The organism is Paenibacillus sp. FSL H8-0282, assembly GCF_037963825.1.
Taxonomy (GTDB): domain Bacteria; phylum Bacillota; class Bacilli; order Paenibacillales; family Paenibacillaceae; genus Paenibacillus_AQ; species Paenibacillus_AQ odorifer.
In genome coordinates, this window is sequence record NZ_CP150146.1 from 842,042 (window position 1) to 864,361 (window position 22,320).

13 protein-coding genes are annotated in these 22,320 nt (G+C 44.5%); 10 read left to right on the forward strand and 3 right to left on the reverse strand.

Annotated features, from left to right (window positions below):
- Nucleotides 1–286 precede the first annotated feature (286 nt).
- Nucleotides 287–1,306, forward strand: a complete 1,020-nt coding sequence (locus NST94_RS03670) for a glycoside hydrolase family 88 protein (RefSeq protein ID WP_076128555.1) — start codon at nt 287–289, stop codon at nt 1,304–1,306.
- 12 nt (nt 1,307–1,318) lie between these two features.
- A complete protein-coding gene (gnpA, locus tag NST94_RS03675; protein WP_076302897.1) occupies nt 1,319–3,481 on the forward strand; it encodes a 1,3-beta-galactosyl-N-acetylhexosamine phosphorylase in 2,163 nt (720 codons plus the stop codon).
- An 83-nt stretch (nt 3,482–3,564) separates the two neighbouring features.
- Here the strand turns inward: gnpA and NST94_RS03680 are convergent, their stop codons facing one another.
- Nucleotides 3,565–5,088, reverse strand: coding sequence for a flavocytochrome c (locus NST94_RS03680; RefSeq protein ID WP_339281674.1), 1,524 nt, complete (start codon nt 5,086–5,088; stop codon nt 3,565–3,567).
- A gap of 483 nt (nt 5,089–5,571) precedes the next feature.
- Here NST94_RS03680 and NST94_RS03685 point away from each other — a divergent pair, with 483 nt between their 5' ends.
- From NST94_RS03685 to NST94_RS03710, 6 genes are all read left to right on the forward strand, one after another.
- Entirely contained in the window at nt 5,572–6,459 is an 888-nt protein-coding gene (locus NST94_RS03685) for a hypothetical protein (protein ID WP_339281675.1), read from the forward strand.
- A gap of 100 nt (nt 6,460–6,559) precedes the next feature.
- Nucleotides 6,560–7,381, forward strand: coding sequence for an aminoglycoside phosphotransferase family protein (locus tag NST94_RS03690; protein WP_339281676.1), 822 nt, complete (start codon nt 6,560–6,562; stop codon nt 7,379–7,381).
- Between the two features lie 672 nt (nt 7,382–8,053).
- Entirely contained in the window at nt 8,054–9,610 is a 1,557-nt protein-coding gene (locus NST94_RS03695; RefSeq protein WP_339281677.1) for a glycosyltransferase family 39 protein, read from the forward strand.
- 31 nt (nt 9,611–9,641) lie between these two features.
- Nucleotides 9,642–9,890 (forward strand): hypothetical protein, encoded by a 249-nt coding sequence (locus NST94_RS03700; RefSeq protein WP_076306694.1) that lies wholly within the window; start codon nt 9,642–9,644, stop codon nt 9,888–9,890.
- Between the two features lie 96 nt (nt 9,891–9,986).
- Nucleotides 9,987–10,739 (forward strand): peroxide stress protein YaaA, encoded by a 753-nt coding sequence (gene yaaA, locus NST94_RS03705; RefSeq protein ID WP_339281678.1) that lies wholly within the window; start codon nt 9,987–9,989, stop codon nt 10,737–10,739.
- Between the two features lie 175 nt (nt 10,740–10,914).
- On the forward strand, nt 10,915–14,280 hold the full coding sequence (locus tag NST94_RS03710) for a HEAT repeat domain-containing protein (protein ID WP_339281679.1): 3,366 nt from the start codon (nt 10,915–10,917) through the stop codon (nt 14,278–14,280).
- Nucleotides 14,281–14,362: 82 nt separating this feature from the next.
- Here NST94_RS03710 and NST94_RS03715 read toward each other — a convergent pair whose 3' ends face one another.
- Nucleotides 14,363–16,138 (reverse strand): ABC transporter ATP-binding protein, encoded by a 1,776-nt coding sequence (locus NST94_RS03715; protein ID WP_036684845.1) that lies wholly within the window; start codon nt 16,136–16,138, stop codon nt 14,363–14,365.
- Entirely contained in the window at nt 16,125–17,900 is a 1,776-nt protein-coding gene (locus tag NST94_RS03720) for an ABC transporter ATP-binding protein (protein ID WP_076098706.1), read from the reverse strand. Before NST94_RS03720 ends, NST94_RS03715 begins: the two co-directional genes overlap by 14 nt.
- Nucleotides 17,901–18,174: 274 nt before the next feature.
- On the opposite strand from NST94_RS03720, the gene NST94_RS03725 reads away from it, so the two are divergent.
- Nucleotides 18,175–18,876, forward strand: coding sequence for an ABC transporter ATP-binding protein (locus NST94_RS03725; RefSeq protein WP_036684849.1), 702 nt, complete (start codon nt 18,175–18,177; stop codon nt 18,874–18,876).
- 13 nt (nt 18,877–18,889) lie between these two features.
- Nucleotides 18,890–21,535, forward strand: a complete 2,646-nt coding sequence (locus NST94_RS03730) for an FtsX-like permease family protein (RefSeq protein ID WP_339281680.1) — start codon at nt 18,890–18,892, stop codon at nt 21,533–21,535.
- Nucleotides 21,536–22,320 lie beyond the last annotated feature (785 nt).

Genomic DNA, 22,320 nt, shown 5'->3' on the forward strand with positions numbered 1-22,320 from the left:
GGGCGTAGCGTCCGCCTTTGTCTCCGGATTTCAACCGCTAATAGCATTACAAATCAAGAAATTCTTACGACAACAGCGGCCGGAAGTCCAAACTTTCTCTGTAGTCACGGCCAATCCCGAAATATAAGAACTACTAGTTAATGGTTGAAATTGCACAGTTTAGTTATGAATATGCTTAGAATCAGACCATTTTACTACTTACAATAGAGTTAGTAAAGCGTTTACAATATGGACGGACAGCTCTCAAGCGCCTTTGGGGGCGTGTGCGAAAGAGAGGAGAAACCAGATGCTTCAATTAACTTATGACAGAGAAGAGATTTTAAGGGTCATCGACAAAGTGGTCAGAAAAACAATGGCGATGGATTTAACATGGGACTGGCCTTGTGGTGTGGCTTATTATGGGGTAACCAGAGCTTATGAAACTACAGGAAATAAAGAGTATTTGGATATGCTTGTCCAGTGGGCAGATGAATATATCGAGCTGGGTCTGCCGGATTGGACGGTAAATACCTGTGCCATGGGCCATATGCTGATCACTTTGTATGAGGAAACAGGCAATCAGAAATATTGGGATATTGTGATGAGCAAAGTAGATTATCTGCAGAACAATGCGCTTAGATTCGGAGATCATGTGTTGCAGCATACCGTCTCTATTTCTAATGATTTTCCAGAACAGGCATGGGCGGATACCTTGTTTATGGCGGCATTTTTCCTGCTCCGTGTAGGAAGCAAATTAAAGGATCAGGAAATGATTCAAGATGCCTTGAATCAATATTATTGGCATATCAAATACCTGCAAGATCCTAGCAGCGGGTTTTGGTACCATGGCTACAATAATGTGAAGCAGGATCACATGTCTGGACTATTCTGGGGCAGAGCGAATGCTTGGGGCGCATACACCATGTCGCAAGTTAAAAAGCTTTTGAAAGAATGGTATCTGTATCCGCAGTGTATGGACGTGGAGTGTTCGCTGCGCGATCAGCTGGCCGCACTCAAGCTGGTGCAAACGGAGAACGGCCTGTGGCGGACAGTACTCGATGACGAGGAGTCTTATGAAGAAGTATCCGCGTCTTGCGGCATTGCGGCTGCTATGATCAATAACGGCAATCCGCTGCATACCAAATATGTGCAAAAAGCCCTAAAAGGTATTTTGAACAATATCAGCGAAGATGGACGGGTACTGGGTGTCTCTGGCGGAACAGCGGTTATGAAGGACCGGGAAGGATACCGCAATATTCCAAAAGACTGGATTCAAGGCTGGGGGCAAGGCTTAGCATTAGCTTTTCTATCCGATATGCTTAAATAGGAGGGATCCAAGTTGTCCAAACAAACAACGGGGGCCTTTACACTGCCGGGAGAATCCGGTTATGAGGCATTGACCCTGGAATTAGCTGAACGTTGGGGTGCCGATGTCATCCGTGACAGTGACGGCACACAGTTGTCCGATGAGATTATCAACGCAGGATACGGCATTTATTCTACAATCTGCATCATCAGAGATCATAACGAATGGGCGTCACAGAATTCAGACAAACTGCAGCAGAGCTTTTTAATAACTAATCCGAAGGTAGCGGTACAAGATTATTTATCCATCTATCTGATGGAGGATTTTTTTGCTGAACAATTCCGAGTGAATGATTCCAAAGAGGCGTTTAAGTACTGGCAGGTTTTTGACCGAACGACGGGCGAAGAGGTTCCAAGAGAACTGTGGAATTATGAGCGGGAATCGGGAAATGTAGTCATTACTGGAATAACGCCTTGGCATAAATACACAGTCAGCTTCATGGTCTACCGGATTTGGGAAGAGATCTCCATGTACAATCACACCACGAATCACTGGGAAAAAGAGCATCTGATGCAGATTGATCCCATCTATGTAGAAACGCAAAAATATTTACTCCATTGGATTGAAGATTGGTGTCGTAAGCATAAGGAAACAACAGTGGTTCGGTTCACCTCCCTCTTTTATAATTTCGCCTGGATCTGGGGCAGTGATGAGCGCAATCGCCATTTGTTCTCGGACTGGGGTTCATATGATTTTACGGTAAGCTCAAGGGCGCTTGATCTGTTTGCCAAGAAATATGGGTATTCGCTCACGGCCGAGGATTTTGTGAATGGTGGGAAATATCGGGTCAGTCATATCCCGGCGCAGCAGCGGAAGCTGGACTATATGGCATTTATCAATGATTTTGTCATCGAATTTGGTAAGCAATTAATTGATATTGTGCATAAGCACGATAAGCTGGCGTATGTCTTCTATGATGATAGTTGGGTTGGCATGGAGCCTTACAATGACCGTTTTGAGGAGTTTGGTTTTGACGGGATGATTAAATGTGTGTTCTCAGGGTATGAGGCAAGGCTTTGCTCTGGTGTAAAAGTAGATACCCATGAGATTCGGCTGCATCCCTATTTATTTCCGGTTGGATTGGGAGGGCTTCCTACGTTTATGGAGGGAGGTAACCCTACGCTCGATGCCAAAAAGTATTGGATTAATATCCGGCGCGCCTTGCTCAGAGAGCCTATAGATCGGATTGGACTGGGCGGATATTTGCATCTTGTAGAGCCTTATCCGGATTTTTGTGATTATATCGAAAAGATCGCGGATGAATTCAGAGAAATTAAAGAGCTGCATCATAAAGGCAAACCGTATCACATTAAGACGAAGGTAGCCATTTTGCACGCTTGGGGCAAATTGAGATCGTGGACCTTGTCCGGACATTTCCATGAAACGTATATGCATGATTTGATTCATATCAACGAGGCTTTGTCCGGGTTGCCGGTTGAGGTGCAGTTCATTGATTTTGAAGATATCCGTAAGGGAGTATTACAAGAGTGTGATGTAGTGATCAATGCCGGCTCGGCAGGTTCAGCATGGAGTGGTGGAGAATATTGGAGTGACCATAAGTGCGTGGACTTACTGACAGAATGGGTTTATGAGGGCGGTACTTTTATAGGTATCAATCAGCCTTCGGCGCTTGATGGTTATGACAGCTTTTTCAGAATGGCACATGTGCTTGGTCTGGATGAGGATACAGGCTCCAAGGTAGCTCATGGAAGATGGACATTTGAGGCTAGAGATGAGCAAGGTTTAGTGCCTGAAGGAGCCAGCATAACACCTAAAAATAACATCTATCTTACGGATGGCTCAGCAGCGGTATTGTGTGAAAAGAGTGGGATGATAACATTGTCCACCCATGCCTTTGGTAAAGGAAAGGGGATCTACCTGCCTTCTTTCACCTTAAGCTTTGAAAATACAAGATTGCTATTAAATGTGATTCGTTATGCCGGGAATGAGTTAAAGGAAACAAAGTACATTACGGATAATTTATATACAGAGTGTGCTTATTATCCAGAAAGTAAAATACTCGTCGTGATTAACAATAGCGACCAGCTTCAAAAAACTACGATTGATACGGAATATGGACAACAAACCCTGGAATTAGATCCGTTTGATACTATTATCCGAACTATTGGCGATTAATCCCATTAAAAAAGCTCAAGCCAGCGGCTAACTTGCCGATGCTTGAGCTTTTTGCTGTGAGGCCTATAGTATCTGTTATCTACTTATTTTGCTTTTATGAATTCAGCAGATTTGATCCCGGCTTGACGACCAAAAATAATGATTTCTGCAACAGAGTTGCCGCCAATCCGGTTTTGTCCGTGTAAGCCGCCTGTAACTTCGCCTGCCGCAAACAGACCAGCGATAGCTTCACCATCTTTATTTAGAACCTCTGTGTTCGTATTGATCTTCACGCCACCCATGGTGTAGTGAATCCCAGGAGCAATTTTAATAGCGTAGAAAGGACCAGTGGACAGGTCATTGTCCATTCCTGTAGTTCTGCCAAATTCGGCATCCTTTTTATTCTTAACGGCGCTGTTCCAAGTATCAAGCGTTGTTGCCAGCTTATCCTCTGGAACACCGATTTCTTTGGCCAAAGCTTCGATGGAATCCGCCTGAATCACGAAGCCCATTTTGTCATATTGTTCAACAGCCTTCACACGGGATTTAACACCGGAATCAAAGACCAGCGTAGCTGCTTTTTCAGGTAGTGTATTGATGGAAGCTGTTACTTTATCACGGGTATCCAATTCATTGGTGAACCGTGTACCTTCACTGGAAACAAGGATAGCGCCTTCCCCACGAACAGCTTCGCCGATGAGGTAGGATTTTTCTTGCTGCACAGTCGGGTGAACTTGGATTTGATCCATATCGACGGTTGTGCCGCCGAGTTTCTCAATCATCTTGATGCCGTCTCCGGTACTGCCGATTTGGTTAGTAGTAACGTAGCCTTCCAAGTCAGGTCTTACTTCGGAGATCAAATCCATATTGGCACCGAATCCGCCAGTGGTTACAACGACAGCATCTGCCGTAATTGTTTTTTCCTCTGTTTGGTTAAAGAGGACCTTGACGCCATTTACTTTGCCATCTTTTTCAGTGATTTCTTTGACATCAGCATTCACGAAAAGAGGGATTTCTTTCTCTTGTACGTTTTTCACTAAACCTTTGACAAGGTATTGTCCCACAGCAGAGCCATCTTCAGGACGGTGTGTACGTTTTTCGTTCATGCCGCCTGTAATGGTGATATTGTTCAAGCGGATTCCGATGGAATCCAGCCAATCGATCGCACTCGCGGAATTATCAACGAAGAAACGAAGCATTTCTTTGTCGTTAGTGTCATGGCCACCTTTTAATGACTCTTCATAAAATAAATCATTGCTGTCTTCAATGTTTTGTTCTTTTTGGAATTTCGTTTCAGAAGCGTTCATTCCCGAAGAGGATTTGGTTGTGTTCCCGCCGGCAACCGGCATTTTTTCCAAAATAACAGGGTTCATGCCTTTCTCTTTGGCCTCAAGCGCCGCGGACATTCCCGCACCACCCGCACCGACAATGATGATATCATATTTATCTTTTAATTGATCGAATGGTGTGTAGCTTGCTTCAGATGCCCCGGAGACGGCTTCAACTTCTTTTTTCTCGTTGTTATTACTCTTGCTCTCGTTCACCTTGTCGTTTCCATTACCGCAACCTGCGGTAACGAGCATGACAGAGAGGACGAGACTCAGAGCACCAGCTGCTTTCTTTTTCATTGTTAACCCTCCACTTTTATATTTCTCTATTAAGATGTACCAAAAGAACCCGACAAAAAAGAAAGGAAGTATCAGAGGGAGTTGGAAGTGGAGAAGCGCGCGCGTCGCTGTTATACTCCTAACTTCAAATCTTCTACGGTTACGTCCACAGTTTCCATCGTTATTCTCTTTAGTTCATCTTCTTATTAAGTATACCATCAATCATGACTATTAGTGAAAGTTTTCACAAATTATACAAGTCGTCTATTCTAACATAGGGTAACGAAATATTGAGCAGATTAGGCGGAAAATGGACCATAAACCATATAACTAGAAGATTTGGCGTGAGATTTTCTCACTGTAGAAGTGGTAACTGTCACGGATTAGTAAAGCGGTTTTTGTTCTTCTGGATTTTTAAATGGTAAAATGAGAGTATTGCCTACTAGTCAATCCGGAAAGACTAACATGAGACATAGAAACAAATTCTAATTAATAGGTGAGAATATGGAATTTAATAATGTAATAAAAGAAACAGTAAAAGAAGATAACTATAAAGTATTTGCTTTACTAAGCCGCTATTTGAATAATACCCCCGACTTTATTAACAAAGAAGAAATTGAAGAAATCGTAAACTGTGGTGTATCTTATGAATACGCTTTTGGTTTAATGCTGGCTGCTGCTTTTGGGATGGATACGGTTGATAATGTTGATGATAAGGAATTGTTCAACCAATATTTTAGCAATATGCTTCATAAGCTTGATGCAAATGAATATTATGACAATCCATATTATAAAAATATCAAGATACCTACTATAAAGATTAATAATAGTGAATTAAAATATGAAAAATATAAACCTTTTGAAGGTTTTGTTTGCAATGATATCATCCGGACAGAAGAGGGAAGACAAATTCCTCAGGTTGGTTTTTTTCAAACTGAATTCATGTTCCCGGCTGTCTTGGAGAATGAAAGAATATGGATGACGATCACACCAAATGAAATAGAAACAATGAAAGAAGCTGTTGATAAAGCGTTTGGGAATGTTCTTACATTTGGGCTTGGACTTGGCTATTATGCTTATATGGTTTCTGAAAAAGTTAATGTTGAAAGCATAACGGTTGTTGAAAAAAATCAAGATGTCATTGATTTATTTAATAAATATGTACTGCCACAATTCAGTAATGCTCACAAGATCAGGCTTATCCAAGCAGATGCTTTCGAATATGCAGAACAACATATGTCTAAGGAAAAATATGATTTTGTATTTACGGATTTATGGCATGATGTTTCTGATGGAATGGACATGTATTTAAAAATGAAAAAGTTTGAAAAGAAAAGCCCGGATACTGTATTTATGTACTGGATAGAACAATCTATTTTATGTTATTTGTAATTTTGAGTTGCGTTAATCTGTTGTAGCTGACTCCGAAAGGAAGAACCCATTTTTGAAAACTCCTATATCTATCATAAATTGGCTAGAGCACAACGAAATCATGAACGACTTATTAAATCAGGAAGACAGCTTAACTGCGCATACAATGGATCAAGGATTTGAAGCTGAGGTCATGAGGATTAATTCTGATCAAGAGAGCTATGTACTGAAAACATGGAATAAGGAATCCAGACCGGATGTCCAGTTTCAATATCGTTTATTGGATGTTCTATCCGAACGAGGAGTAGCCGTCTCTAAACCAGTGGGCTGGGGAATCAATCCGGAGGGACATAAGGTGTTGTTAACAAGTTTTGACGGAACCCCTATTCATAAAATGAATACCAGGAAAATGAAGGAACTCGCAAGCCTATTAGCAAAAATACATAAGATTCGCGTTGAAGAGATTGGAAATATACAACTGCCAAAATACGATTTCATCGGCTATTTTTTCCCTGAAGCCAAAGAACAATCTGATATTTATAATGTGTTGACTGCTCTTGTTGAGCAAACTCCAATGAAGCAAGACTGTATCATTCATGGGGATTTTCATATCGGAAATATAGTGGAGGATAAAGAGCGATATACCATAATCGATTGGACGAACGGCCAGTTGGGAGACTCTAGATATGATTTTGCCTGGTCACTTATTCTGCTGAAAATATATATCTCTGAGCGTTATGCTGATGTGTTCCGAACTGCTTATCTATTGGAAAATGATATGGATCAGGAAGAACTTGAGATCTTTGAAGCTTGGGCATGTCTACGGTGGATTTTGCTGAATAGAAGAGGTAGCACACCGAAAGGGCCTAATACAACGAAGAGAGTGAAAGGCTTAATCGCTAATAATCGGTTTTTAAAAAAGATGGATAGTAAATTGTTCTGATGTACGCAAGGATGGATGGATTTTCTGGGAGATTGGAAATGTAATGTAACACCGTACATTATTACGTTATTAAATTATTTGTGGTATATTAAAGGTAGAAAAGACGTAAAATGCAAAGAGAGCCGTGCTGTAACACGACTCCCAAGGCAATAGCCGCTTTTAAGGGCGGTAGGCTTCAGCAAATAGGACACGACAGATAGACCGCATGCCTTTGTGAGTGGGCGGTCTATTTGCGTTTATTGGACAGCAGCGCTACGATAAGCGAACCAAAGGTTAGCATAAGCATCATTGCTTCAAACACTGTCACAAGGCATCCCTCCCTTCGGTGAGAGGTAGCCGACCGACCCTTTAAGCCTATTCTATTTGCTCCACCAGTATAGCATAATCGTTTGAAAGAGAATTAAGACTCTTGTCATAATACTCCCTAGGATTGGAGTAGTTTTCCATTTCCTCTCTTTGTCTCCGCAACTCTCTCCATTTTGAAACTTCCGTATCACATTTGCGATTTTTTGATTCCCAATTGTAGGACGTACCTCTCTTTCTAAATCTCTTCTTTGCGAATTCCCAAACTTCCGATTTTCATTGGATTTTCAGTTTGGGTGTTTATAATGCTTTTTATGAATCGGGGCAGCGGATTGTAAAGGGCTTTCGATTGCGCAAAGGAGGTTTTCCATGATAAGAGGAATTCAAAAAACATTGTATCTCATACTTGCATTCTTTATCGGTCTTTTTATCGCATCCTCCTTTTTTATTAGGGCGAAATATAATTATTTCGTATATGGGGACACGCCAATTTTGGAGAGACAACAGCTGGGTCTTTTTATTCTAGTGATCGCAGTGGTGCTGGCATTAAGCGTTATTTTGTATAAAATGTGCCTGAAGCTTAATAAGTACAGTTGGAAAATAGTCATTCCAGCCATACTGCTGTTTTCTTTTGCAATCCAGATGGTGATTATCTTTCTGTTTCCACGCTTGCCGACGGATGATTCGCAGACAGTGCTTTCATTGGCACTCGACATGCTGTACAGGAATGATTATTCGTCGTTTGACACGAACGGCTATCTGCATATGTTTCCGTTTAATTTTTCGATCGTTTTATATTTAAAGACGTTGTTGTTGATCTTTCCGGATAATTATCTGGTAATCAAAATATTTAATATTCTGTTTACACTCTTAACCTCATTAATGATTTACATGCTGTATAAAGAGCTCAATTATAAGTCCAAGGATAAGGATTATGGCATCCTCGTGTTTGCTGCAACCTATATCCCTTCATTGTTTATGAGTAATTTTATCTATAACGATGTGATCGCTACCGCCTTTCTGACAAGTGCTTTATATTTTGCCATAAGATTTATCAAAAGAAGGTCCATTAAGGATATTCTCTTCGCAGCTCTCTTACTGGCAATAGGCAACTATTTCCGCAGTATCGGTGTTATTTTTCTGATTACCGTGGTGGCGGGTCTTTTATTTAACATACGTTCTATCGGGGTGAAAAAGGTTTTTAGCGCTTTGTTTATCACGGCCATATTGTTTAATGTTCCCGGCTGGACGCAAAATGCTGTGCTGCAGGCGACGAATGTTGCAGATGAACCGATGAACGAAAATTCCGCACCTGTCTACATGTGGCTGAATATGGGGATCAATCTGGAGACGTTTGGGTTCTGGGACAACCGGGAGAGCTACGCTATCTATCAGCAGGATGCAAATTATAATAAGGCAGAAAGTACGGAGTTATTTAAAGAAGAAATCAGTAATAAACTCTCCGAGGCGGGCCTAAGTGACTTAGTGAAGATGTATTATAAAAAAATCGTTTGGACCTGGACGGAAGGAACCTACCAGATGGAACGATATGGGCTCGGAAATGACGGATCATCCAGTAACGGGGGAAGAATGGGCTTTGTCATGGACCGTTATAGCTACACTAATGCTGCTACGGATTTGTTTAAGGCAGACTCCAATTATAGAAGCGGAATGTTGTGGCTGCTGTATGTCCTGAATTTTCTGATGTATGTATTTATACTCGTTCGCTTAATGGGTGGAATAAGAGCCAAAAGATTTGAAGAGACCTCTTTGATTCTTGTGGTGCTGGGCTTTATCGGATTCTATCTTTTATGGGAGATCAAGTCCCGGTATATTTACCCGGTGTATCCGCTGCTGATCGTATTATCCTACATGGGTTTTAAGGACGTATACGATTATATGTTAAAAAGATATTTTCCACGTTAACTATGTTCGCTCGGAAAGAGGGGATTCAAAGATGCGGATCAAGCGGTATTTCGCTTTGCTCATAGCAGTGCTAAGTTGTTCCATGGTGCTCGTCTCCTGCGATGCTATTACCGCACAGAAGATAACGAGTACTGACTCCGGGTCAAGAGCGAACGGGGGACAGGGCTTCACCGGCGGACGGGGGAAAGATGGGGGCGGATCTCCCGGCATGAATGGTGGGTCAAGGAGAAACGGCAACCCAGGTACAGATGGCGGTGGCGCACAAAGTGGGCGGCAGTGAACAAATTTCATGAACTTGCCCCAAGCCTACGAAGATTAAGTGTGATAGGATAAGGTTACATTTAAATTCCCCGCGGGGGTAAGAAAAGGGAGCACCATGAGAATCATTATATCGCCTGCCAAGAAGATGAAGATGGATACGGATTTCTTGGATTGCCGCCAGATGCCGCAATTCATAAGCGAGTCGCAGACTCTTCTGGTCTTATTACAAAAGTTGAATTATGAAGAAGCCAAATCGTTATGGAAATGCAATGATGCTATCGCCACGCTGAATGTGGAGCGGATTCGGGATATGGATGTAACACGGAATCTTACACCGGCTATCTTTTCTTATGAGGGTATCCAGTACCAGTACATGGCACCCGGGATACTTCAAATGGAGGAGCTGGAATATCTTCAGCAGCATTTACGGATATTGTCCGGATTCTATGGAATCGTCCGGCCATTTGACGGCGTTGTGCCGTACAGGCTGGAGATGCAGGCAAAGCTTAGCGGACCTGGTTTCAAGTCTATCTACGAGTTCTGGAACAGGAAGCTGGCAGATCAGCTGTTTTCGGAGACTGACATCATTCTGAATCTGGCCTCTAAGGAATACAGCAAGTGCATCTCCCCTTACATTGGCGGGAATGTTCGAATGGTTAGTTGTGTATTCGGGCAGGAGATCGGCGGTAAGGTAGTAGAGAGAGCGACCCTGGTCAAGATGGCCAGAGGTGAAATGGTACGCTTCATGGCTGAGCGGCAAATCAGCTGTGTGGAGGATATCAAAGGCTTCGACGGATTTGATTTCAGCTTTGCTGATGAGCTGTCGGATGAGAGTACGTATGTGTTTATTCAGAAAAAGAATGACTAGAGCAAGCAAAACATGATGGGTAATTCTGAAGGGGGTTGAATAACCAGCTTCAGGGTTACCTTTATTTTTTGATCAACGAAACCAGATGCTGAATTCTAGTTTTTTTAAAGGGGATAGATTAGGGTATAGAGAATAAAGTTCGGGTGGAATAAGATCAGGTTAACGAGGAGGACTTATGATTTTCAAAAGAGATCCATTGGATAAACAGAGCTTACTTAAAGAATTGGATTCGCTAGGCTATTCCGACAGAATCAAAAAAGTAGCAATCTTAGGCCGTGATCATCTCGGATCTGTCCAGTACTCCCAATTACTAGCCTCTTTGCTGGAGGATGGTGTTTATGAAGCACGACTTGCCTTAATCGGCGCCATTGCAACACAAGATGCTGCTATTATTCTATCAGCACTGCGGCATCCCAAGGCAAGTATCAGAAATACGGCTGCGGGTCTTTTGGCAAAGGTGGCTTCGGATGCTGATATTGAACGTGAGCTCCCCCATTTATCCCATGATTGCCGCCGCAAGCTGCTGCATAGTATTTCACAGATTAACCGTCAGGAATTAGCAGAACGCTTATTGCCTGTAGTGTATGCCCGATGGGGAGCGGAGGAAGCCGCGATTATATTGCAGGCCTGTTATTCGGCTACGGTAAGTAAATGGCTTGCTGATATCGGGTATGCCATAAAAGACTGGAAGAAATTATCCAGCCGGCATCTTAACGTAGTAGCAGAATACTTTGCAACAACACTGGAAAGCACACCACTCAGGGAAAAAGGCTATGTCTGGTGGAGATTCTCATCAGCTCTGGAGATCCTATGCAATCTGCAGGCAGACTTGGTGCTGGAGTGTGCGCTGAATCATGGACCTATGGGCATCATACATCCTGCGTTAAAAGAACAGCTTGGCACGCTTGTACGCCAAAATCCTAATAAGGTATATCAACTGTTAACACGAACGGAGTCGCGGAGCGATCTGATTTCTTATGGTATTCCTGAAGCTGTTCTTAAAAGGAAAAAATATTTATCCATGGATCAATGGATGGAGATAGCGAAACTACTCGCAGATCACCCTATGCACATAGCAAAGCTGCTTCATAATATTGCACCTTCTAACCGCAAAGTCATTTTCGATGCTGTGTATGAAGAAGATAAACGTAATGAACGTATTTTTCCGGAAAGATTACTGTATGTATTACCGCATGTCTTGCGTGAGAAGGAAGCCACCAGGATGCTTGGCCTTCGTGAAATCAATGATGACAGGGAGAGAACAATCAGATTTACAGCTTGCCGTTCTATTCTTCATTCAAGAGCGGGACTTGAACAAGCAACACAGGTATCCAGTGCAGACGAACGTGCCACGGCGCTTATGCAGCTGATCAGAAGTACCGTTCTGTCGAGACAGGGTATGAATGAAACTTTGGTGTACCTGGGCCGGATTAAAAATGATCAGGATCCTGTCCGGGGCGCTGTGTTTAAAGAGCTATCGGAAAGTCCTGCGTCTGTGTTCACGGATGCCCATGTACAAGAGCTTACTTTGCTTGTTGATAGTGTTATAGAGGCTAGAGATACTTCATATGGCACAAAATTTTCCGTTCAACAACTGGCGTTTGCTATTCTCCGGCATAACGCATTACTTCCTCACGGTGAGCTGTTTAAGTTTTCTTTAAATACGATTCAGAAATTGGCCAAGCAGAATGGGCAGCTTTCCCTTCCATCCTTGGAGAAGAATTTACCCCGGGGAGTAGAAGAGATTATCTTCGACGAAATTTATACATTAGCTGTACAGGCCAACAAAAGAGAAGACTACAATCTGGTATTAAGCCTAGCTAGCTCATTCGGTAAAAGAGGTTACGGTATTATAAAACTTCAGAATCTGTTAAAGGAAGCAACGAGGGCAAAGGCGGATTCTACAGCCATACAAGCGGCCAGATACTGGCTTGCGCCTCGTACAACGCGTGATGCCAGAGTTAAGGAATTATTAGCTTTAGATAAATCGTATATTACGATCCATGAAGTGTTCCAGCATCTGCATCTGAAGCGTCAGGAATGGCTCGATCCTTTTATTTCAGGAGCTGTCATTAAGGGCAAGTTCCTATCAGGCAAAACTATCTATCTTGTGCCGGCCGCGGATGGATTCCACAGATGGCTGCCACGTCAGCAACAAGCTTTAAGTGCCTTATTAGAAAAAATTGCATACGATGCCAAACGTAATCTTTGGGAGCGTGCAAGCGTTATTAAGATCATGGCAAGCATGCCTGATCTCGGTTCGGATAGGTTACTTGGGCTTATGCAGGATAAGGAAGTAACTGTAGTAGAAGCTGCACTTCATGCCTTTTCGCTTATGGAAGAACCGGAGAAGGCACTTCCCGTTCTGCTAGAGAATCTGGATGGGGACCGGGCCCGTGTAGCCATGTACTCGATACCCAGATGCATCCGCAGGGTGAATCCGGTGTTACTGGTTACCATGCTGAAAGAGCTTCTGAATCGGGATAAGCTGAAGATCACTGTCAGAAAAGAAGCCATCCGCTTACTGGGCGCTTATAGAAGCGATGACAGCCTTCCACTATTGATGAATGAGTTCGAGAAACCCAATGCACACAAGGATGTAATCATAGCCATAGGGCATGCTGCGAAACAGCTTTTAGATGATGAACGCGCTTGGGATATGTTAAGTACAATGGCTTCTTCATCAGAAAGTGACATTGCAGGAAGTTTATTATCTCAACAGCCTAATGCTCTTCCGCTAGACTTTAGACCACGTTATCTAGGATTAATCCTTGAAATCGCAAGGCACCAAGATGCGTATATTGGCAGATATGCTTTCATTTCTATGATGCGGTGGACAAATGGAAATGAAGGGATTGTTGCAGCTGCCACCGCTCAGTCTATTACGGATTTGGAAGACAGCACTAGATGGGAAACTGCTATGAACACGCTGGTAGAAACCTGTCGCGATGGTAAGATCAATGAGGTTGTAGTTGGTGTATGTCAGAGACTGGTTAGTGCAGCGATAAGGGATGAATGGAACGCCACTGCCAAAAGAGATTTGCCTCATCGGCAACGTCTACTGAAATTAGTCAACCAGCTGATAGCTTTGCCAAAAATCACCCGGATGCACCTTATCCCTTTGTATACGGATCTGATTGACTGTCTGGCATCTGATGAGACCTTACAGCAAGCTGTGATGAAATTGTATATAGCAGCAATAGATTGGAATAATGTGAAGGAATCCGCCAATTATCTCAATCGGATGGTTACCACTATTTCAAATCAACCCCAGCTATTAAGCGATGTTTATAAGCAGGTCGCGTATAATTTAGAAGAGAGCACGGGATACTGGAGTCCGGAAACTTTATTGGAAATTGTAGATGTTCTAGGGTCTGAGAGTCGTTACGAATCTCAGTATATTGGACTTTCGTTGCTTGAAGTTGCCGGAAGTGCTCTATTGTGGAGTCCAGAGCCTGCAGAGCGTCTGCGGTTGTACAGAGATCACACGAACCTTGCGGTTCGCTCACTTGCGCTAAATATTTGGACGGCGATAGATTAGTTTTTGATATTTTTTGAAAATAATAAAACATCAAAAAAGCTCAGGCTGCAAATCGGCCTGAGCTCTTTTGGTGTTTATTCAATTAAGCTTCCATCTTCTGTGCTGTGTAGAGGCGGTAATAAAGGCCCCGTTGTGCGATAAGCTCATCATGTGAGCCGCTTTCCGCGATGCCTTTGTTAGATACGTACATAATACGATCGCAGTTTTTTACGGTGGAGAGGCGATGCGCGATAATGAACGAGGTGCGTCCCTTAAGCAGTTCATTCAGCCCTTTTTGCAATAAGCGCTCAGTCTTCGCATCAATGGAAGAAGTGGCTTCATCCAAGATGAGAATGCGCGGATCTGCTAAAAGTGTTCTTGCGAACGAAATGAGCTGCCGCTGTCCTTGAGACAGCTTGGAGCCACGTTCATTGACCTCTGTCATGTACCCTTGATCGAATTCACGGATGAATTCGTCGGCGCAAACGGCCTTTGCAGCGGCGATTACTTCTTCTTCGGTCGCATCCAGTCGGCCGTACCGAATATTGTCCAGAATGGTACCGGAGAAGATGAAGCTATCCTGTAACATAATCCCCATCTGGCTGCGAAGAGATTTTAACGTCACCTGCGAGATATCCTGGCCGTCGATCAGAATCTGACCACTGGAAATGTTATAAAAGCGAGAGATCAGATTGACGACGGTTGTTTTGCCCGCACCTGTGGGTCCTACCAGCGCGATGCTTTCTCCCGCTTTGACCTTGAAGGAGATATTCTCCAGAATATTAAGCCCCGGGTCATAGGCGAAAGTTACATCGTCGAAGGTGACATGGCCCTGTACAGATGGCAGTGTTTTGGCATCCGGGATATCACTGACGGTAACCGGTTCATCCAGCGTTTCGAAGATACGCTCAAGATAGGCAACGGCGTTGATGAAGTTATTGTACAGGTTCGAAAGATTCAGAATCGGCTGCCAGAAGCGGGCAGCGTAGCTGCTCATCGCCAGAATGACACCGAGGGTCATGTCTTGAGGACTCAGTGTTAGTAGGCCTACAAGGAAAATCAATGATGTAACGATCGTGGACAAGTTGTCTACGGAGAACGGAATAAGTAAGTTGTAACGTTGAGCCTTCATCCATTCTTTACGGAAATTACCCGCGAGACGTGTGAAGATTCCTTCGTTACGTTGTTCCCGGGAGAACATTTGCGTCACACCAATACCGCTGATGCTCTCTTGCAGATAGGCGTTCAGGTTGGAGCTTTTGTTGGACACTGCTTGCCATGCCCGGCGTTGCCGGGTTTTGATCAGCAGCATGATGCCAAGGAAGACTGGCAGTCCGGCAAGGATGACAAATGAGAGTCGTACATCGACAGCGAACATGAAGGCTGCGATAAAGAGCAAATTCACGATTTCTAGAATAAAGTTGATAATCCCGTTGGACAACACATCTGAAACGGCGTTGACGTAGTTTACGACCCGGATAAGGATCTTGCCCTGTGGACGGTCGTCATAATATTTAAAAGGCAATTCTTGCAGATGCTTAAACAAATCCGTTCGGATGTCAAAAATAATATCCTGCCCAACACTCGTCATGATGCGCGAGCGTATCGTAGCCAGATAAACACTGACCACGATGGTCACAAGCATCAGTGCAGCCCAACCCAGCAGTGCAAGCTTCTCTTTTGCCGGAATGGTCACGTCGATGACATGTTGCATGATCAGCGGAGCCGACAGTGAAATGGCTGCTGAAAGTGCACTGAGCACGAACGCAACAATCATTGGCGTTTTCTTTCGTTTGATATATACCATCGCACGCCGGAAGTGTTTTATATTAAACGGCGATTCAAGATTTTCATCGACGTCAAATTTATTCCTTGCCACTTGCGGTCACCTGCCTTCCAATACCCTCGTTCTGCAGTTTAAACACTTCGTAATAGTAACCACGTTTCGCTAGCAGTTCAGTGTGAGTCCCTTCCTCAACTAGCTTCCCGCCATCCAGAATAAGAATACGGTCGGCTTGCGAGGTAGTAGATACACGCTGCGCAATAATAATTTTCGTACAAGGATAGTCCAGTTCACGTAGACTTTTTTGGATATGCTCCTCCGTCTCAAGGTCGACCGCAGAGGTCGTATCATCGAGAATCAGGATAGGACGGTGTACCGCCAAAGCACGCGCTAAGGCAATACGCTGCTTTTGCCCTCCCGACAGTCCGACTCCGCGTTCCCCGACAACGGTATCATAACCTTCAGGCATTTTGGTAATGAAGTCGTGTGCGGCTGCAAGCTCTGCATAACCCATTGCATCTTCTTCCGGAAGATCAGGATCGCCATAGGCGATGTTTCCATCAATGGTATCAGAGAACAAGAGTACATCTTGGGTCGCCATGCCGATATTTCCACGAAGTTCATCAAGCTCCAGCTGCCGAACATCAACACCGTCTACGAGTACGCGCCCTTCAGCTACATCGTAGAAGCGAGGGATGAGGTTGATGATTGTTGTTTTGCCTGATCCTGTCGCGCCCATGATTGCTACAGTTTCACCGGGTTCAACGGTAAAGCTAATATCGTCCAGTACGATAGCGCTATCATATTTGAAGCGGACATGATCGAATTCAATACGGCCTTCATAACGGCGTTTGTCAGTGACAGTATGCTCATTAACAATATTTGGCCGGGCATAATAGATATCTACGATTTTGGACAAGCTCGCAAAAAAGCGCTGAATGTCGTTGATAATGATACCGATGTTGCGCATAGGGTTCGATATAGCCCAAATAAGCGAAGAGAAGGCCATAAACTCACCGAAGGTGATCCGGCCGTTCATAAGGAACAAACCACCAACCAACATAAGGATTACGTTGAAGCCCTGAGCGAAGGATTCCAGATAAGGAAAATAATCAAGCCATACAAGGGCAGCCTTTTTGTTCGCTGTAGAATAGTTGACATTCTTCTCTGTGAATTTTTCGACCTCGAATTCTTCACGGGCAAAAGCCTTGACCACACGGTTGCCTGAGATATTCTCCTGTGTAGTCGTGTTAAGCTGGGACAGCCGTTCACGCAGGTCAATGTACATAGGACGGACGCGTTTAGCGAATATGTAAGCCACGATAAAAATGGGCGGTGACAGGATAAGCATCCACAGCGTCAGTTCCGCATCTATGGTGAAAAAATAGATAACGGCGGCAAGGAAGATCGTTAGCGATTCAATGATCGTCTTAAAAATCCAGGCCATAGAGTGACGGACCATGTCCAGATCGCCTGTCATCTTGGTCATGAGATCGCCGGTACGATTATGATCGTAGTATTTTCTGTCCTGTCCCTGAATTTTGTTGTACAAATAAATGCGGACATTGTACATCATATTTTGCGAGGATATCTCGTACTGCATGGTCGTGAAATATGCGAGACCTGTGCGCAGTAGAGAAAATCCGATCATGCCCAGACAGAGCATAATCAATAATTGCCGTTCTTGTGTAAGATTCTGCAGGGCGTTGTCACCAGCTATAAACGTATCGACAATGCGCTGACTGATGTACGGATTCACGATTGTAAGACTTGAGCCCACCACCGAAAGGCAGAGTGCCAGAATGTATCGCGTCCGGTTTCCCTCTAGGTTCTGCCATAGCCATTTCAGTTCGAACATCTGATCACCTGTTTCTGATTGTTCTTGTTCTTTCACTCTTGCCTGAAAAGAGTAAATAAAACAAAGTGATTATAACATTATCAAATGACTAAGTATCGTTTACGGTAAAATTTCCTTGTTACATTATTGTTACAAAAAAATGAACTTATTAATGATGTGAATTTCACCTTGTGTAATGAGGGTTTGCCATTCGGGCTTGGGCGTTCTAATTATGATAAACTGAGACAATGTAGAGTAATTAGACTTAGTTCGGATAGGGACAGGAGGAAGAGGAATGAGTTTTGTTGCTGTAAAAGGGGAGTACAAGCGTTACAAGATGGGCGAGAATGTAATTGTCGCGAATGACGGGATTGATTTTGAGATAAAAAAAGGTGAATTTGCCGTGATCGTCGGCCCAAGTGGTGCGGGTAAATCTACGGTGCTTAATATTCTGGGTGGCATGGATTCCGCCGATGAAGGTCAGGTCATTGTGGATGGCATTGATATCGCCAAGTTTAGTGCCAAGGAGCTGACAGGCTACCGCCGAAATGACGTAGGTTTTGTATTTCAGTTCTATAATCTAGTACCTAATCTGACCACACTGGAAAATGTTGAGCTTGCTTCGCAGATTTCCCCGCGTGCACTAGATGCACGTAAGGTGCTGGAGGATGTGGGTCTGGGCGCGCGGTTAGATAATTTCCCGGCTCAGTTGTCCGGTGGTGAGCAACAACGTGTCGCTATCGCCAGAGCGTTGGCTAAACAGCCGAAGCTGCTGCTCTGCGACGAGCCGACAGGGGCGCTTGATTATAACACCGGCAAGCAGGTGCTGAAGCTGCTGCAGGATACTTGTCGTAACACCGGGACAACGGTCATCGTAATTACACATAATCTGGCGATCGCTCCGATGGCTGACAGGGTTATAGAGATTAACAACGCTAAGGTACGGAAGATGGTGATCAATCCTTCGCCGGTATCCGTTGACGATATTGAATGGTAAGGAGAAGGCATCTATGAAAAAGCGAGCATTGTGGAAAGATATTTTTCGTGAAATTGGGCATACCAAAGCCCGGTTTATTTCGATTTTTGCAATTATTATGTTAGGCGTCAGCTTTTTTGCCGGAATCAAGGCTACTGGGCCAGATATGCTGAATACAGCTGGAACCTTTTACAAAGAGCAGCGCTTGATGGATCTGAAGGTGCAGACTAACTACGGCCTGACCGAAGACAACATTGGATTACTCAGAAATGTACAGGGGATCGATGAGATTCAACCGAGCTATAGTGCAGATGTATTCATAGGTGATAATGCCTTAATACTTAAAGTCAATTCTTACAACACGGATAAACCACTTAATCAATACCGTATAATTGAAGGCCATCTACCGGAGCATTCCGGTGAAATCGTGCTGGACGATAAGCTAGCGGAAGAATATGCGTTGGGTGACAAGGTATCTTTCAGTGGAAACGGTACGGATGCGGAGTTGTCGAACAGCTTCGAGACATTGGAGTATACCGTAGTTGGCTTTGTTAGAAGTCCACAGTTTATTGAGCAAAGTACCCGGGGCACCAGTGGGATCGGCAAAGGTACGGCGGATGCGTTCGCCGCGATCCCGGAGTCAGATTTCAAGCTTCCGGTGTATACGGAAGTCTATCTGTCCTTTAAGGATACAACCGGGGTGAAGGCTTATTCGCCGGAATATGAAGATCTGATCGAACAGCATACCCATGCTGTAGAGCAGGCGATGTCCGGCGTGCCGGAAGCACGGCTTGCTGAGCTGCGGGCGGAAGGCGAGAAAGAGCTTTCTGGTGGCCGCGCAAAGGTGACCGCCGCCGAGCAGCAGCTTGCGGATTTGCAGCGCCAGCCGGAGGAAGTGCAGCAGGAACAGGCTGCAAGTATGAAGGCAATTGCTGCCGGACTTGCTTCTGCCAAGGAGGAATTGGCGGCAGGGGAGCAAAAGCTTGCAGAGCTGGAGCAGCTTAAGGTCTACGTTACTGACCGAAGCGCTAATCCGGGATATGCCGAATATAAAGATAACGCTGATCGGTTGTCGGCGATTGCCAGTGCGTTTCCTGTGTTCTTTTTCCTGATTGCTGCGCTGGTCAGCTTGACGACCATGACACGGATGGTTGAGGAGCATCGCCTGCAGATTGGGACACTGAAAGCACTCGGTTATGGCAATCGCGACATTATGGCGAAATTCCTGGTCTATGGTACACTTGCCAGTCTGGCGGCTTCAATTGCGGGTCTTGCGGTTGGTTTTACCCTGTTTCCGGGTATTATCTACGATGCGTATAGTGCAATCTATAATTTACCGGATATCACGAAGAACTTCTATCTTTCCTATTCGATCATATCCGTTATCGTAGCGTTAATATGTACTACGTTGACGGCGTGGATTGCCTCACGGGTAGAACTACGCAGCAATGCTTCCGTATTGATGCGTCCGAAGGCACCAAAGAGTGGCCAGCGTATTTTACTGGAGCGGATCACTTTTATATGGAAGCGATTGAGCTTTGTCCAAAAGGTTACCGCACGGAATCTATTCCGCTATAAGCAGCGGATGTTCATGACTGTATTCGGCGTGGCTGGCTGTACAGCGCTGATCCTGACGGGATTTGGTCTCAAGGATTCAATTGGCAGCATCGCCGGGTCACAATTCGGCACGATTATGAAATATGATGCACTTGTGGCACTGCATGAAGATGTATCTGCCGATGTGCTAAAAGCCTACGACCAACTAATCACTGGTGAATCTGCAGTAACTGGGACGCTGAGTGTGGCGCAAGAACGGATGACCGCACATGCTATTGGTGTAAATGACCAAGAGGTTCATCTGTTCGTTCCTACCTCTGTTAACTCTTTATCCGATTTCGTGGAGTTGCGGGATCGAAAAAGTGGAGAAGGGCGGATGCTTACGGATGATGGGGCTATTATCTCAGAGAAGCTAGCTAAGCTGTATGGGCTGGAGTCTGGTGATAAATTGACCGTGGTGGACAAAGATAATGAGACGTTCGAGATTGAGGTCGCGGCGATTACAGAGAATTATGTAATGCACTATATTTATATGACACCGGCGTATTATGCTTCTGTGTTCGGAGAAAAACCGCTATTCAATACAGAACTGCTGAACTACACCGCACATGATAAAACATGGGAAGACAAATTTGGTGAGAAGCTGACGGCTAATGAGGGCGTCGCTGCCATCAGCTTTTCCAGCAGTGTAGGTTCCGCCTTCGATGAGACTATGAAGAGTATGGACGTTGTAACCTTGGTGCTCATTGTTTCAGCGGCGGCATTGGCTTTTGTCGTCCTCTACAATTTGACCAATATCAATGTGTCCGAGCGGATCCGGGAGCTGTCAACCATTAAGGTACTGGGCTTCTACGACAAGGAAGTAACCATGTATATTTACCGCGAAAATATGCTGCTTAGCCTACTCGGTATTGTGGCTGGATCGGGTCTCGGCATAGTGCTGCATAGCTTCGTCCTGAAGACGGCCGAGCTGGATGCGACGATGTTCGCTCCGATCATCAAGTGGCCAAGTTATATTTATGCGGCGCTCCTAACCCTATTGTTCTCCGGTATAGTCATGGCGTTCATGCATATTAAGCTCAAACGAATCCATATGATAGAGGCTTTGAAGTCGGTGGAATAGCATCTAAAAATGCCAGAGCTGCGGCTCTTTCTATGAAATAGCTTCACTGGAGTCCGAAACTATGCCTCAAAGGCGATAAATGAGCAAATAGCGTCCTCTGAGTCCGTAAGGAACAGGGGATAGTTAGGACCCGACGCTATCGTTCGTTATCGTTCGCTATCGTTCGCTATCGATGCCATCCGACGATTTCTGACGATATTAGATGCTATCGGAAACTATGCCTGACGCTATCGGACGCTATCGGACCCAGATGACCTTAAACGCCGGATTATCCGCCATTTGGAATGTTATAGGACTCCATAGCAGCTATTGGCATAAAAAACGCCAGAAATGAGGCTCTTTCTATAGAATAGCGACACTGGAGGCCGAAACTATGCCTCAAAGGCGGTAAATGAGCAAATAGCGTCCTCTGGGTCCGGAAGCAAGTTGGGATGGTTAGGAACTGACGCTATCGGACGCTAACGGACCCAGATGACCTTAAACGCCGGATTATCCGCCATTTGAGATGTTATCGGACTCCATAGCAGCTATTGGCATAAAAAACGCCAGAAATGATGCTCTTTCTATAGAATAGCGACACTGGAGTCCGAAACTATGCCTCAAAGGTGATAAATGAGCAAATAGCGCCCCCTGGGTCCGGAAGTAACTGGGGATGGTTAGGAACTGACGCTAGCGGATTCCATCGGACCCAGATGACCTTAAACGCCGGATTATCCGCCATTTGCCATGGTATCGGACTCCATAGCAGCTATTGGCATAAAAAACGCCAGAAATGATGCTCTTTC